This is a genomic window from Bacillus sp. N13C7 (genome assembly GCF_026790065.1).
Taxonomy (GTDB): Bacteria; Bacillota; Bacilli; order Bacillales; family Bacillaceae; genus Bacillus.
Genome location: NZ_JALAMO010000018.1, coordinates 40611 through 54979, shown reverse-complemented (window position 1 = coordinate 54979; position 14369 = coordinate 40611). Strand labels below are relative to the sequence as shown.

At 43.1% G+C, this 14369-nt stretch carries 17 protein-coding genes; 16 read left to right on the top strand and 1 reads right to left on the bottom strand.

Going from position 1 to position 14369, the window contains the following annotated elements; all coding sequences use genetic code 11:
- The first annotated feature begins 27 nt into the window (after positions 1–27).
- From ypeB to fni, 6 genes are all read left to right on the top strand, one after another.
- Positions 28–1380: a germination protein YpeB gene (gene ypeB / locus MOB98_RS17680; RefSeq protein WP_268359848.1), complete on the top strand. Its 1353-nt coding sequence runs from the start codon at positions 28–30 to the stop codon at positions 1378–1380.
- Positions 1381–1476: 96 nt separating this feature from the next.
- Positions 1477–2130 carry a flagellar brake domain-containing protein gene (locus MOB98_RS17675; RefSeq protein WP_268359849.1) on the top strand — a complete coding sequence of 218 codons (654 nt, stop codon included), beginning with the start codon at positions 1477–1479 and terminating at the stop codon, positions 2128–2130.
- A 44-nt stretch (positions 2131–2174) separates the two neighbouring features.
- Positions 2175–2351 carry a YpfB family protein gene (locus MOB98_RS17670; protein WP_268359850.1) on the top strand — a complete coding sequence of 59 codons (177 nt, stop codon included), beginning with the start codon at positions 2175–2177 and terminating at the stop codon, positions 2349–2351.
- Between the two features lie 78 nt (positions 2352–2429).
- Positions 2430–3104 carry a (d)CMP kinase gene (gene cmk, locus MOB98_RS17665; protein WP_268359851.1) on the top strand — a complete coding sequence of 225 codons (675 nt, stop codon included), beginning with the start codon at positions 2430–2432 and terminating at the stop codon, positions 3102–3104.
- Positions 3105–3335: 231 nt separating this feature from the next.
- The gene (gene rpsA, locus MOB98_RS17660; RefSeq protein WP_268359853.1) at positions 3336–4484 is read left to right on the top strand and encodes a 30S ribosomal protein S1; all 1149 of its coding nucleotides are present in this window, start codon (positions 3336–3338) and stop codon (positions 4482–4484) included.
- A 12-nt stretch (positions 4485–4496) separates the two neighbouring features.
- Positions 4497–5546 carry a type 2 isopentenyl-diphosphate Delta-isomerase gene (gene fni, locus MOB98_RS17655; RefSeq protein WP_268359854.1) on the top strand — a complete coding sequence of 350 codons (1050 nt, stop codon included), beginning with the start codon at positions 4497–4499 and terminating at the stop codon, positions 5544–5546.
- A gap of 41 nt (positions 5547–5587) precedes the next feature.
- On the opposite strand, the gene MOB98_RS17650 is transcribed toward fni, so the two are convergent.
- A complete protein-coding gene (locus MOB98_RS17650) occupies positions 5588–5719 on the bottom strand; it encodes a YpzI family protein (protein WP_268359855.1) in 132 nt (43 codons plus the stop codon).
- Positions 5720–5796: 77 nt separating this feature from the next.
- Between MOB98_RS17650 and MOB98_RS17645 the strand changes: the two genes are divergently transcribed.
- The 10 genes from MOB98_RS17645 to folE all read left to right on the top strand — a co-directional run bounded on the left by MOB98_RS17645 (position 5797) and on the right by folE (position 14367).
- On the top strand, positions 5797–6396 hold the full coding sequence (locus MOB98_RS17645) for a hypothetical protein (protein WP_268359856.1): 600 nt from the start codon (positions 5797–5799) through the stop codon (positions 6394–6396).
- A complete protein-coding gene (locus MOB98_RS17640) occupies positions 6393–7286 on the top strand; it encodes a YIEGIA family protein (RefSeq protein ID WP_268359857.1) in 894 nt (297 codons plus the stop codon). Before MOB98_RS17645 ends, MOB98_RS17640 begins: the two co-directional genes overlap by 4 nt.
- Positions 7283–7477, top strand: a complete 195-nt coding sequence (locus tag MOB98_RS17635; protein ID WP_268359858.1) for a capping complex subunit for YIEGIA — start codon at positions 7283–7285, stop codon at positions 7475–7477. The genes MOB98_RS17640 and MOB98_RS17635 overlap by 4 nt, the downstream gene beginning before the upstream one ends.
- A 154-nt stretch (positions 7478–7631) precedes the next feature.
- A complete protein-coding gene (gene der / locus MOB98_RS17630) occupies positions 7632–8942 on the top strand; it encodes a ribosome biogenesis GTPase Der (protein ID WP_268359859.1) in 1311 nt (436 codons plus the stop codon).
- A gap of 17 nt (positions 8943–8959) precedes the next feature.
- A complete protein-coding gene (locus tag MOB98_RS17625; protein WP_268359860.1) occupies positions 8960–9997 on the top strand; it encodes an NAD(P)H-dependent glycerol-3-phosphate dehydrogenase in 1038 nt (345 codons plus the stop codon).
- Between the two features lie 336 nt (positions 9998–10333).
- Positions 10334–10537 (top strand): DUF2768 domain-containing protein, encoded by a 204-nt coding sequence (locus MOB98_RS17620; protein ID WP_268359861.1) that lies wholly within the window; start codon positions 10334–10336, stop codon positions 10535–10537.
- 21 nt (positions 10538–10558) lie between these two features.
- The gene (locus MOB98_RS17615; protein ID WP_268359862.1) at positions 10559–11293 is read left to right on the top strand and encodes a hypothetical protein; all 735 of its coding nucleotides are present in this window, start codon (positions 10559–10561) and stop codon (positions 11291–11293) included.
- A gap of 182 nt (positions 11294–11475) precedes the next feature.
- Complete coding sequence (spoIVA, locus tag MOB98_RS17610; RefSeq protein ID WP_010330503.1) at positions 11476–12954, top strand: stage IV sporulation protein A; 1479 nt, start codon at positions 11476–11478, stop codon at positions 12952–12954.
- 373 nt (positions 12955–13327) lie between these two features.
- Positions 13328–13606, top strand: a complete 279-nt coding sequence (gene hbs / locus MOB98_RS17605) for a non-specific DNA-binding protein Hbs (RefSeq protein ID WP_003153447.1) — start codon at positions 13328–13330, stop codon at positions 13604–13606.
- 188 nt (positions 13607–13794) lie between these two features.
- A complete protein-coding gene (folE, locus tag MOB98_RS17600) occupies positions 13795–14367 on the top strand; it encodes a GTP cyclohydrolase I FolE (protein ID WP_173614163.1) in 573 nt (190 codons plus the stop codon).
- The last annotated feature ends 2 nt before the right edge of the window (positions 14368–14369 follow it).

The following is a 14369-nucleotide window of genomic DNA, read 5'->3' as shown; positions in this document are numbered from 1 at the left end:
GAGAAAGCATAAAAAGAGGTGTGATAAATGATCAGAGGAATTTTAATCGCCGTGCTCGGTATTGCAATTGTCGGTACAAGCTACTGGGGATACAAAGAGCACCAGGAAAAAGACGCAGTTCTTCTGCATGCTGAAAATAACTATCAGCGGGCGTTTCATGAACTTACCTATCAGATGGATCAGCTTCATGATAAAATCGGAACAACACTTGCTATGAACAGCCAAAAATCACTGTCACCTGCATTGATTGATGTGTGGAGGATTACATCTGAAGCACATAACAGTGTCAGTCAGCTGCCGCTTACATTAATGCCGTTTAACAAAACTGAGGAGCTCTTATCTAAGATCGGAGATTTCAGTTATAAAACGTCAGTCAGAGATTTAGACCAAAAGCCGCTTGATAAACAAGAGTATACATCATTAAATAAGCTATATCAGCAATCCGAAGATATACAAAATGAACTGCGTCATGTTCAGCACCTTGTCATGAGCAAAAACCTTCGCTGGATGGATGTAGAAATGGCGCTGGCTTCTGACGAAAAACAAAGTGATAATACGATTATCAACAGCTTTAAAACGGTCGAAAAAAATGTCGGTGCATTCTCCACTGGAACAGATCTCGGCCCGAGTTTCACCAGCACCAAAAAAGAAGAGAAAGGCTTCGGCCACCTGAAAGGAAAAGAAATTTCTGAACAGGAAGCCAAACAAATTGCTGAGCGCTTTGCTCCGGATGACAATTATTCAATTAAAGTGGTAAAGAGCGGTAAAAAAACCAATCGCGATGTATATAGCATCAGCATGAAAGACCCGGACCATAAAGCAGCAATTTATATGGATATCACCAAAAAGGGCGGGCATCCGGTATATTTGATCCAAAACAGAGAAGTGAAAAATCAGAAAATCAGTTTGAATGACGGATCGAACCGCGCACTCGCCTTTTTAAAGAAAAATGGATTTGAAACAGAGGATTTGGAAATTGATGAAAGTGCCCAATATGATAAAATCGGCGTCTTTTCATATGTTCCTGTTGAAAATAATATCCGGATGTACCCAGAGGCGATTCGCATGAAAGTGGCCTTAGATGACGGGGAGGTTGTCGGTTTTTCAGCAAGAGACTTTCTAACATCCCACAGAAAAAGAAACATAGCTAAGCCAGCCATTAGGGAAGAAGAAGCAAAATCTAAATTAAATAAAAATGTGCAAGTGAGAGAAACAAGGCTCGCTTTAATTACAAATGAAGTTGGCCAAGAAGTGTTGTGCTATGAAATGCTCGGCACCATTGAAAATGACACATTCAGAATGTATATAAATGCCAAAGATGGATCGGAAGAAAAGGTTGAAAAACTAAAAAATGCCGAACCTATATATAAAGACCTATAAAAAACGGGAGGAAAGGACTAAATGTCTTTTCCTTTTTTTCATTACATGATTTAATAAAAATGTGAGTTGTATATTGAATACGAAAGAGTGAAGTCAATGATAGAGATTGGGGAAAATGTACATTTAGAATATATAGAAGATCATGAAATAAAAAAGACAAAGAGTAAGGCAGTAAGCATCGAGAACAATGAGCTTTTGATTGCGTACCCTGTAGATGTACTTACGGGGCGTACTGTGATTTTACATAATGATATGGAAGTAACAGTAGAGTTTGTGGGCAAAGACGAAGTTCCTTACCGCTTTACAAGCCGCGTAAAAGGCAAAGTGAAGGACAAACTTCAAATGGTCTGTCTTGAAGTGCCTCCCCGTGAAAAAATGAAACGAATCCAGCGCCGCCAGTATGTAAGAATTGATGCGGTATTGGATGTGAAAATTCAGCCGGAAAATGAACAAGAGTTCCGCACACTTTCTTATAACATCAGTGCAGGCGGCATTGCCGTGATTTTAGCTGATCAACGTTCTTTTCAACCTGGGGAGTCATTGCGCCTTATCATCAGTCTTTCTGAAGAGGAAAACACTCGTCAAGTAGAAGCCCAAGCCGTTATCAGACGAGTCTTTGATGATCCGAAATCAGGGAAACGAAAAATGACTCTCGAGTATACTGGAATTGCAGCAGGTGACCAGCAGTTCCTGCTGCAATATTGCATCCGTCGCCAATTAAATAAGAGAAGAAAGGCACGTATGGAATAAACATCGGCAAACACTTCCATACTATTTGTGATGGAGGTGCTCCGATGAAAACATTTGAAAGGCTGTTGATCAAATTATTGTTCATCCAGGCCATCATTTTACTTGGTGTCCAGTTTCTTTTTCACTACCAGCATATTGAACCTTATGTATCAAAGGTGATTCAATACGAAGGGGTGGATAAAATGAAGGGGAACGATAGAATTGAAACCTTCAAGCATTAATTATTCATCAATTTTTCACCCTTTTTCATAAAGTTCGTGATACAATCCATAGAGGAGAAAAGAGCAAGGAGAGGAATTATGGAAAAGAAATTATCGATTGCAATCGACGGCCCGGCAGCCGCGGGGAAAAGCACTGTTGCCAAAATTGTGGCTGAGAAAAAATCGTACATATATATTGATACAGGAGCGATGTATCGGGCGATAACGTACGCGGCTTTGCAAGAAAACGTTGATCTGACAAATGAAGAAAAACTGGCTGAACTGCTAAAGCGAACAGACATTGAACTGATTACAACAAAAGAAGGACAAAAAGTGCTCGTTAACGGTACTGATGTTACCGAAGCTATTAGAACTGATGAAGTCAGCAACCAAGTTTCAATAGCGGCTAAGCACAGAAGCGTCAGAGAAGAAATGGTGAAGCGCCAGCAACAGCTTGGGGAAAAAGGCGGCGTCGTCATGGATGGACGTGATATCGGGACTCACGTGCTGCCGAATGCGGAAGTGAAAATTTTTCTTTTGGCATCTGTTGAGGAGAGAGCGAAACGCCGTTATGAAGAAAATGTGAAAAAAGGCTACGATGTCAACTATGAAACATTGATTGAGGAAATTGCAAGAAGAGACAAGCTTGATTCAGAGCGCGAAGTATCTCCGCTGCGCAAGGCAGAAGACGCTCTTGAAATCGACACAACATCTCTTTCAATTCAAGAGGTGGCTGAAAAAATCCTCGAGGCTGTGGAGCAAAAGTCCCGCTGATATGGCGAATGCCACTTTTTTTGAATTTTTCAACGAAGAAAGAATGTTATTGCTTGACAAACCTGTCCTTTTATTAGAAGTTAATACTAATAAAACTTTTTATTGATCATTCAAAAAACTTTTTTGGATGATTCTTTAATACATATTCGGCTAAAAGCGGGCATGTTATATGTTCAGCTTTCAAACCGTTTTAATTAAGCTGTGTAGGTTTGGACCAAGGAGGTTATTCAAATGACAGAGGAAATGAATCAAATTGATGTTCAAGTGCCAGAGGTTGGAGATGTGGTAAAAGGGATTGTGACAAAGGTAGAGGACAAGCATGTGGATGTTGAAATTATCAATGTCAAACAGTCCGGCATTATTCCAATCAGTGAATTATCTAGTCTTCATGTAGAGAAAGCATCGGATGTCGTAAAAGTAGACGATGAGCTTGACCTGAAAGTAACGAAAGTGGAAGACGATGCTTTGATTTTATCTAAACGTGCTGTTGATGCAGACCGCGCTTGGGAAGACCTTGAGAAAAAGTTTGAAACAAAAGAAGTGTTTGAAGCTGAAGTGAAAGATGTCGTGAAAGGCGGGCTTGTCGTTGATATCGGCGTTCGCGGCTTTATTCCGGCATCACTTGTTGAAGCGCATTTCGTTGAAGATTTCACTGACTATAAAGGAAAAACACTGTCTCTGCTCGTTGTAGAGCTTGACCGTGATAAAAACCGCGTGATCCTTTCACACCGTGCCGTTGTTGAAAGTGAACAAGCGAATAAAAAACAAGAACTTCTTCAGTCTCTTGAAGTTGGAAGTGTGCTTGATGGAAAAGTACAGCGTTTGACTGACTTTGGCGCGTTTGTTGATATCGGCGGTATCGACGGTCTTGTGCACATTTCACAGCTTTCCCACTCCCATGTAGAGAAACCGTCTGACGTTGTCGAAGAGGGACAGGAAGTGAAAGTGAAAGTATTATCGGTTGACCGTGATAATGAACGTATTTCATTATCAATCAAAGATACACTGCCTGGGCCATGGAGCCAAATCGGCGAGAAAGTGAAACCTGGCGATGTGCTTGAAGGAACCGTGCAGCGTCTTGTGAGCTTCGGGGCTTTTGTTGAAATCTTTCCAGGTGTTGAAGGTCTCGTTCATATTTCTCAAATTTCCAATAAACACATCGGCACGCCGCATGAAGTCCTTGAAGAAGGACAGACTGTAAAAGTGAAGGTTCTTGATGTGAATGAAAATGAGGAGCGCATTTCGTTAAGCATGCGTGAACTTGAAGAAGCGCCTAAAGCCGATCAGGAAGATTACCGTCAATATCAGGCGAAGGAAGAAACAAGCACTGGCTTCCAGCTTGGAGATCTGATTGGAGATAAGCTGAATAAACTAAAATAATTGGTGATAAACGTGACTCGAGCAGAACGGAAAAGACAACACATCAATCATGCCCTTTCCACCGGCCAAAAGCGGGAAACGGGGCTTGATGATATTACGTTTGTTCATGTCAGTCTGCCCGATCTTGCATTAGAACAAGTAGATATATCCACAAAAATCGGCGAACTTTCAAGCAGTTCGCCGATTTTTATCAATGCAATGACAGGCGGCGGCGGACAACTTACATATGAAATTAATAAATCGCTTGCGCGGGCGGCTTGTCAGGCTGGAATACCTCTTGCTGTCGGATCCCAAATGTCAGCGTTAAAAGATCCCTCAGAGCGTTTTTCGTACGAAATCGTTCGAAAGGAAAATCCTAACGGGCTGATTTTTGCCAACCTGGGAAGCGAGGCGACAGCTGATCAGGCAAAGGAAGCCGTTGAGATGATTGGAGCAGATGCGCTGCAAATTCATTTGAATGTAATTCAGGAAATTGTGATGCCTGAAGGGGACAGAAGCTTTAGCGGCGCTCTGAACCGCATTGAACAAATTTGCAGCCAAATCAGTGTGCCGGTCATTGTGAAAGAAGTCGGCTTCGGGATGAGCAAAGAGTCAGCAGGGAAGCTGTATGAAGCTGGTGCTGCAGCTGTTGATATTGGCGGTTACGGGGGGACAAATTTCTCGAAAATCGAAAATCTCCGAAGACAGCGGCAAATCACCTTTTTTAATTCATGGGGCATCTCGACAGCTGCAAGTTTGGCGGAAATCCGCTCTGCATTTCCCGCAAGCACAATGATTGCGTCCGGCGGCCTGCAGGATGCGCTTGACGTGGCAAAGGCAATTGCGCTAGGAGCATCCTGCACCGGAATGGCAGGACATTTTTTAAAAGCCCTGACTGACAGCGGGGAGGAAGGACTGTTTGAGGAGATTCAGTTCATTCTTGAGGAATTAAAAATGATTATGACCGTGCTGGGCGCCAGAACCATTGCTGATTTGCAAAAAGCGCCTCTCGTGATCAAAGGTGAAACCCATCACTGGCTTACAGAGAGAAGGATCGATACGTCCGGCTATAGTGTGCGATAAATGAAAAAGCCCAAAACCTTATGCGTTTTGGGCTTTTTGTTTTATGATTTTCGCTTTTTGAATCTTCCGTTTTGTTCAAGACTTGTCGCTCCGTCATAGTGAATAGACTGGTCACGGTCTGATTCGACTCTGCCAGAAGCTCTGAGTTTTTTCTCCTGTCTGTCTTTTCCCATAATCATGCTCCTTAATGTAAGATGAATTGTTTAAAAAAAGCGCTCGGGCTCCATACTGGGAGTATGGAGGAAGCAAAATGGAACAATTTTATTACTATTGGTCAATGTGGTTTCTGTGGATTCTGACAACCTTTATTTTTGAAAAGACGAAAAGGCGATTTGCCGTTTCTGTCTTTATTTTGACTAATATGATCCTAAGCATACATGACATCACTTTATCTTTTTCATTGAATGCTGCTTATATGATGTTTTTCATCTGCGGGTGTATTTATGCCGGGCATTTGGGGATGTATCGTTTTCGTTATCTCATGGTCTTTCTGACGCTAGTTGCCGGGTATGCGTTTGTTTATCTTTTTGCATTATATGATCCGGTTTGGTTCATTATAAAACCTGAGTGGGTTGCCGTTATATTAATAGTGCTTTTGACAGCTTCAGTTGAAAGGGATTTTGAGAAGCAGCTTACCTTGTTTGTGCTGGGGATGTGCCAAGGCGAACTGGTATATTCGTTTGTGATTCAGAAGTTGGCCGGGACTTTGGCTGTCGGCGGCTTTCAATGGTTGAGTGCGTGTTCTGCAGGCATGATATTGCTGTTTGGCATATTCAAATACGAACAGCTTGCAAGCCAGATTGGTCAAAAAAGCAAAAGATCAAACAAAGGAGCTACCAAAATGTCATGAGTGATTACATCTATCCGATTATTGCTGGGGTCATTGCCGGTGTCGCAACACGGCTTTATATGCTGAAAACGGACTATCGCCAGTACCCGACCTATGTTCATGGGAAAGTCATTCATATCGCACTAGGGCTGATAGCAGCCGGTTTAGGGGCGATTATTATGCCGGCGCTTTTGCAGGAGGAATTTACGGCCATCACATTTTTAACGTTGGCTGCGACGCAATTTAGAGATGTCCGAAACATGGAGCGGAACACGCTGACGCAAATGGATTCGTATGAGCTTGTCTCAAGAGGAAGCACATATATTGAGGGAATTGCCATTGCGTTTGAAAGCAGAAATTATATCGTGATCTTTACAGCGCTTTTGACAACCTCTGCGTATGTGTTTTTATCCATTTGGGCCGCAGTTGTAGCGGCTGTTGTTTGTTTTTTACTGGCAATGAAATTTATGTCGGGCAGTGTGTTGAAGGATATTGTAGACATCGAGTACATAAAGCCGCACTTTGACGGACCGGGACTGTTTGTTGATACTATTTATATGATGAATATTGGGCTTCCGGAGAAACAGGAGCTGATTTTAAAGCATGGCATGGGATTTATTTTAACGCCAAAAAACTTTAATTCAGCAGCGACGATTGCCAACTTAGGGCAGCGCCAGGCCATATTATTTGATGTTTCTAATGTGCTCGGGGTTTATCGGGACTCAGGCGAGCCGTCTCTGACACCTATTGCCAAACGGGATCTAAATGACGGGAGGGTGGCAGTCTTTGTTCTGCCGCAAATTCACCACCCCGAAACGGCTGTTCAGATTATCAGCAATGTTCCAACTTTAGAAAACGCGATCAGAATGCCGACGGAGTTTATCAAAAAACAGGATAAGGTGATAGGATGAGCGAGTCTCTCTCAAAAGTGATTTTGTCTGTGATCACGACGAACCGAAACCGGGCTGGGGGAGGAGCTCCCGTCTTTTTTTGCAATGACCAAAAGGAGATGGAGCTATTCGCTAAAAACCTTGAGGCAATCCTTGACGGAATAGCGCACAGAATCGGGGATGACGTATATTTGATCGTGAAACATTTTTAAGAATAGTTGTGATCCCAGTAAAAACTGATATAATAAATGAGTTAAGCCCTTCCTCTGAAGGGTTTCTTTTCATAAACGTGAATGAAATGATTTTAATTAACCGGTTGAAAATTTATGTAAAAATGAAAGCGGCTGGATCGAAAGGAAGGGTACTATGGGTAAACCTGTCGTAGCCATTGTCGGGAGACCAAATGTAGGAAAGTCCACAATCTTTAACCGGATTGCGGGAGAAAGAATTTCAATAGTAGAAGATACCCCTGGTGTGACAAGGGATCGGATATACAGCTCGGCTGAATGGCTGAATTATGATTTTAATTTGATTGATACTGGCGGTATTGATATCGGTGATGAACCGTTCTTAGCGCAGATTCGCCAGCAGGCTGAAATTGCCATGGATGAAGCGGACGTCATTATTTTTATGGTGAACGGCCGTGAAGGCGTCACAGCTGCTGATGAAGAAGTAGCAAAAATTTTGTACCGCACAAAAAAGCCTGTTGTTTTGGCAGTTAATAAACTGGATAACACAGAAATGAGAGCGAATATTTATGATTTTTATTCGCTTGGCTTTGGCGAGCCATATCCAATATCGGGAACACACGGACTCGGGCTGGGGGATTTGCTGGATGCTGTTGCAGAGCATTTTAAAAACATTCCTGAAACGAAATATGATGAGGAAGTTGTTCAATTTTGTTTGATCGGACGCCCGAATGTCGGAAAGTCCTCACTTGTGAATGCAATGCTCGGCGAAGAGCGCGTCATTGTCAGCAACGTGGCAGGAACGACGAGAGATGCGGTTGATACGTCATTTACGTACAACCAGCAGGAGTTTGTCATTGTCGATACTGCCGGTATGCGAAAAAAAGGAAAAGTCTATGAAACGACTGAAAAGTACAGTGTGCTGCGAGCGCTGAAAGCAATCGACCGCTCCGAAGTCGTTGCAGTTGTGCTGGATGGCGAAGAAGGGATTATTGAACAGGATAAGCGCATCGCCGGTTATGCACACGAAGCGGGCAAGGCTGTCGTGATTGTCGTAAACAAATGGGATGCTGTTGACAAAGATGAAAGCACGATGAAGGAATTTGAAGAAAATATCCGCGATCATTTTCAATTTCTTGATTATGCGCCAATTCTATTCATGTCAGCCTTAACGAAAAAACGGATTCATACGCTAATGCCTGCAATTATCAAGGCAAGCGAAAACCATTCACTTCGAGTTCAAACGAATGTTTTAAATGATGTCATCATGGATGCTGTGGCAATGAACCCAACGCCGACTCATAACGGTTCTCGTTTGAAAATTTATTATGCGACTCAAGTGTCAGTGAAGCCGCCAAGCTTCGTTGTGTTTGTAAACGATCCGGAATTGATGCATTTTTCGTACGAAAGGTTTTTAGAAAACCGAATCAGAGACGCATTCGGTTTTGAAGGGACACCAATCAAAATATTTGCAAGAGCTAGAAAATAAAAAGGTGTGAAGCAAATATGAAAAGAGTCACAATGCTCGGAGCGGGAAGCTGGGGGACGGCACTGGCTTTAGTGTTAGCTGATAATCATCACGATGTAACCATGTGGGGGCACCGTGCAGATTTGATTCATCAAATCAATGATCTGCATGAAAATAAGGATTATTTGCCGAACGTCAAGCTTCCTGAATCAATAGAGGCAACAACGGATATTGGAAAAGCTGTTTCGGATGCAGATTTCATAATCGTTGCGGTTCCGACAAAAGCGATTCGGGAAGTGCTGAGACAGGCTGTGCCTTTTATAACGAAAAAGGCAGTCTTTGTTCATGTCAGCAAGGGCATAGAGCCTGATTCGCTCCTGCGCATTTCTGAGATTATGGAAATTGAGCTCCCAAGCGGTGTCAGAAAAGATGTTGTTGTCCTTTCCGGACCGAGCCATGCGGAAGAAGTGGGGCTGCGGCATCCGACGACCGTTACTTCATCTTCAAAAAGCATGCGGGCAGCAGAAGAGGTGCAGGATTTATTTATTAATCACAATTTCCGGGTATACACAAACCCTGACATTATCGGAGTTGAAATTGGCGGGGCATTAAAAAATATTATAGCCCTTGCCGCAGGAATTACAGATGGTTTAGGGTATGGCGACAATGCCAAGGCTGCTTTGATTACACGCGGGCTTGCCGAAATCGCGAGACTCGGAACGAAAATGGGCGGGAATCCCCTGACGTTTTCCGGATTGACAGGAGTAGGCGATCTGATTGTTACATGCACAAGTGTTCATTCAAGAAACTGGCGTGCCGGCAATCTGCTCGGAAAAGGGTACAAGCTTGAAGACGTTCTTGAAGAGATGGGAATGGTAGTCGAAGGCGTCCGCACGACAAAAGCGGCTTACCAGCTTTCGGAGAAATATGATGTGAAAATGCCGATAACAGAAGCCCTTCATCAAGTTTTATTCAACGGACAAAAGGTGGAAACGGCTGTTGAATCTTTAATGGCAAGAGGGAAGACCCACGAGATGGAGGATCTGGTAAATACGTTTGAAAATCAAGTGAAGTAAAAGTGTCAATCGTATGCAAGGACGCATATCTTAATTGAACGTAAGCCCGAAAAACAGAAGAACACCCAAGTCTGGGATCTCCTGAAACATTTTGCCGATTTAGGCAATAGAGGATGCATCTGTATGCCAAGTCGCATACTATAGCATCGAAGTCCAAGAGAGTGTTTCTTAAACGTGCAGGTGAATATAGTCAATTTGACTGAAGCGAAGGTCCCCCTCTTTGCTTCAGTTTTTTTGTTCTATCAAAGGATGGAAAAACTGGTTGATCTTTTCCGGCGCTGTATATTAAAATAAAATATAACGCTTACATCATACATATCGGGGAGGCGCAGGTCATTGAGTCTGGCATTGATGAAAATGTGGTTTGCACTTGGGTCCATGGGTCTGATGTTTCTGGCTGTTGCTTCCATCTATTTAAGCCGGTTTAAGTTCAAAAACCGTTTTTTGAAGATTGCTGTTTCGTCGTTCGCTTACATATGTATGCTCATATCTGGAATCATTGTGTTTGTCGTTGTATTCAGCGGCCCTGTCAATGAATAAAGCTGTAAAAGGAAGTGCTGTATGGGTAAACTGAAGTGCGCTATGATTTTTGCGGCAGTCGTGTTTTTATCGGGATGTTTATATCCAAATGAGTGGAAAAGCAGTGTACATGCCATTCCTTATCAGGATCAGCTGAAGCAGGTCCAGTCAGCTGTTGATGAATTTCAAAAGGCAAATGGAGGGCTGCTTCCCATTCAAACAAAAGATATGTCGACACCGTTATATCAAAAATATCCGATAGACTTTAACCGTTTAGCGCCTAGATATATGGCCGAACCCCCAAGCACGGCATATGAAAGCGGGGGAGACTATCAATACGTGCTTGTAGACGTAGAGAACTATCCAACTGTTAAATTGATTGACCTAAAAATGGCTGAAAAAATCCGCGATGTGAAATTACGCGTTCAAATGTACCGCCAGGAGCATCGATATCCGCCTTACAAGGATGTGCTATCACGCGATTTATTTACACTCGATGAGAAGAAGCTCGGGGATGGAAGCTCTCTTACTGTGACAAGCCCAATCTCAGGGAATTCCTTGCCGCTTATGATAGACGGAGACGGAGAAATATATGCTGATTACCGGACTGAGCTGGCTTCCTGCCTCAAAAAAAGCAACAAAACGTTTAAACCCGGATCTCAAATCCAGGATATGATTTGGCAAGAAACTCCCTTTGTCCCCGCGTTTTCTGTGAAATATACGGTAAATGACAAACAGGAACCTGTTTTTTTAGAAAATGATATGAAAAAGGAATGAACCTTTCTCCCTTGCATACAAATAGGGAGAAAGGTTTTTTTATACTTTAATAGATTGAGGCTGGGAAATTTTCTAAAGATGTCATATTGAAATAGGACAACGTCATACACATATAGTGTCCTGTGTTTGATTGAAAGAGCTTAATAAAATTGATAAGGATAGGAAGTCCGGGAGGGGATCACTTGGAAAAGGTCGATATTTTCAAGGATATCGCTGAACGAACAGGAGGCGATATATACTTAGGAGTCGTAGGTGCTGTCCGTACAGGAAAATCCACGTTTATTAAAAAATTTATGGAGCTTGTGGTGCTCCCGAATATCAGTAACGAAGCAGACCGGGCCCGTGCGCAGGATGAACTGCCGCAAAGCGCGGCCGGCAAAACGATTATGACTACAGAGCCTAAATTTGTTCCGAATCAGGCGATGTCTGTTCATGTATCAGACGGACTCGATGTCAATATAAGATTAGTAGATTGTGTAGGCTACACAGTGCCCGGCGCCAAAGGCTATGAAGATGAAAACGGGCCGCGGATGATTAATACGCCTTGGTACGAAGAACCGATCCCATTTCATGAGGCTGCTGAAATCGGCACGCGAAAAGTCATTCAAGAACACTCGACCATCGGTGTTGTCATTACAACAGACGGCACCATTGGAGATATTGCCAGAAGCGACTATATAGAGGCTGAAGAAAGAGTTATTGAAGAGCTGAAAGAGGTTGGCAAACCCTTTATTATGGTCATCAACTCAGTGAGGCCGTATCACCCGGAAACAGAAGCGATGCGCCAGGATTTAAGTGAAAAATATGATATCCCGGTTTTGGCCATGAGCGTGGAAAGCATGCGGGAATCAGATGTGCTGAGTGTGCTCAGAGAGGCCCTCTACGAGTTTCCGGTGCTTGAGGTAAATGTCAATCTCCCAAGCTGGGTAATGGTGCTGAAAGAAAACCATTGGCTGCGTGAAAGCTATCAGGAATCTGTGAAGGAAACCGTTAAGGATATTAAACGTCTCCGGGATGTAGACCGGGTTGTCGGCCAATTCAGCGAGTTTGAGTTCATTGAAAGTGCCGGGTTAGCCGGAATCGAGCTGGGCCAAGGGGTTGCTGAAATTGATTTGTACGCGCCGGACCATTTATATGACCAAATCCTGAAAGAAGTGGTGGGCGTTGAGATCAGAGGAAGAGACCACCTGCTTGAGCTCATGCAGGACTTTGCTCATGCGAAAACAGAATATGATCAAGTGTCCGATGCCTTAAAAATGGTCAAACAGACGGGATACGGAATTGCAGCGCCTGCTCTAACTGATATGAGCCTGGATGAGCCAGAAATTATACGGCAGGGCTCACGATTCGGTGTGAGGCTGAAAGCTGTCGCTCCGTCGATTCATATGATCAAAGTAGACGTCGAAAGCGAATTCGCGCCAATTATCGGAACGGAAAAACAAAGCGAAGAGCTTGTACGCTATTTAATGCAGGACTTTGAGGATGATCCGCTCTCCATCTGGAACTCCGATATCTTTGGAAGATCGCTGAGCTCAATTGTGAGAGAAGGGATTCAGGCAAAGCTGTCACTAATGCCTGAAAACGCCCGGTACAAATTAAAAGAAACATTAGAAAGAATTATAAACGAAGGCTCAGGCGGCTTAATCGCCATCATCCTGTAGTACCGAAAGACCTCTTTATATAATGGGAGGTCTTTTTTCTTTGCTCTTAATAATGGAAAAGGATCAAGGAATAGGATGAAAAAAGGAAAAAAAGGAATATTTGTTCGATAAATCTCGTTAAATCCTTGACGAGCAAGGGATTGACGCTTTAAAATGCTTGATATGGCTTTTTATATGTGTTACTCTACATACAGAAATTCTTCACTTTGTTGGACAAACATTCCTCAAGGTGCAGTTTTTCTTAAAAGCCGTTTAATTGTCTTTCTCTTGCCTGCTCTGATTTTTTTCTGGGACAGGTTTAGAATCAGACTGAACTGTGAAGAAATGATAATAAACGAACTGAATGTATTCCTTTTGGGAGGAGGTGAAAGGCATGAACAAAACAGAACTTATCAATGCGGTTGCAGAAGCAAGCGAATTGTCTAAAAAAGACGCTACAAAAGCAGTTGACTCTGTTTTTGATACGATCTTAGATGCACTTAAAAACGGTGATAAAATCCAACTGATCGGTTTTGGTAACTTCGAGGTGCGTGAACGTTCTGCACGTAAAGGACGCAACCCTCAAACAGGTGAAGAAATCGAAATTCCAGCAAGCAAAGTACCTGCTTTCAAACCAGGTAAAGCGCTTAAAGACGCAGTTGCCGGAAAATAATTGTGAATATAGATCGTGTATGCATCTAGCTTACATACACTTTTATTTCTTCACAGAAAAGCCCCTTTCCAAGGGGCTTTTCATATTTCAAGAGCATGGGCTTCCTGACAGGGCATTCACTTTGCTTTTAGCGGGGCATGTGTGCTAGAATCGAAATTAAATGTATTCATTGGTGGAGGACATAGAACATGAAAGAAGTTAATAAAGAGCAAATCGAACAAGCTGTTCGTCAAATTTTAGAAGCGATCGGAGAAGACCCGAATAGAGAAGGGCTTCTTGATACTCCGAAAAGAGTCGCAAAGATGTATGCCGAAGTATTCTCCGGCTTGAATGAAGATCCAAAAGAACATTTCCAGACTATCTTCGGTGAAAACCATGAGGAGCTTGTTCTTGTAAAAGACATCGCGTTTCATTCTATGTGTGAGCATCACCTCGTTCCCTTTTATGGAAAAGCACACGTTGCATATATACCGCGAGGCGGAAAGGTCACAGGGCTCAGCAAACTGGCACGTGCCGTGGAAGCCGTTGCAAAGCGTCCGCAGCTTCAGGAACGCATTACTTCTACAATTGCCGAAAGCATCGTAGATACGCTTGACCCGCATGGCGTAATGGTAGTGGTTGAAGCAGAACATATGTGCATGACGATGCGCGGTGTAAGAAAACCAGGTGCAAAAACTGTCACTTCAGCAGTCAGAGGCGTTTTTAAGGATGATGCGGCTGCAAGGGCTGAAGTATTGGAACATATTAAACGCCAGGACTAATA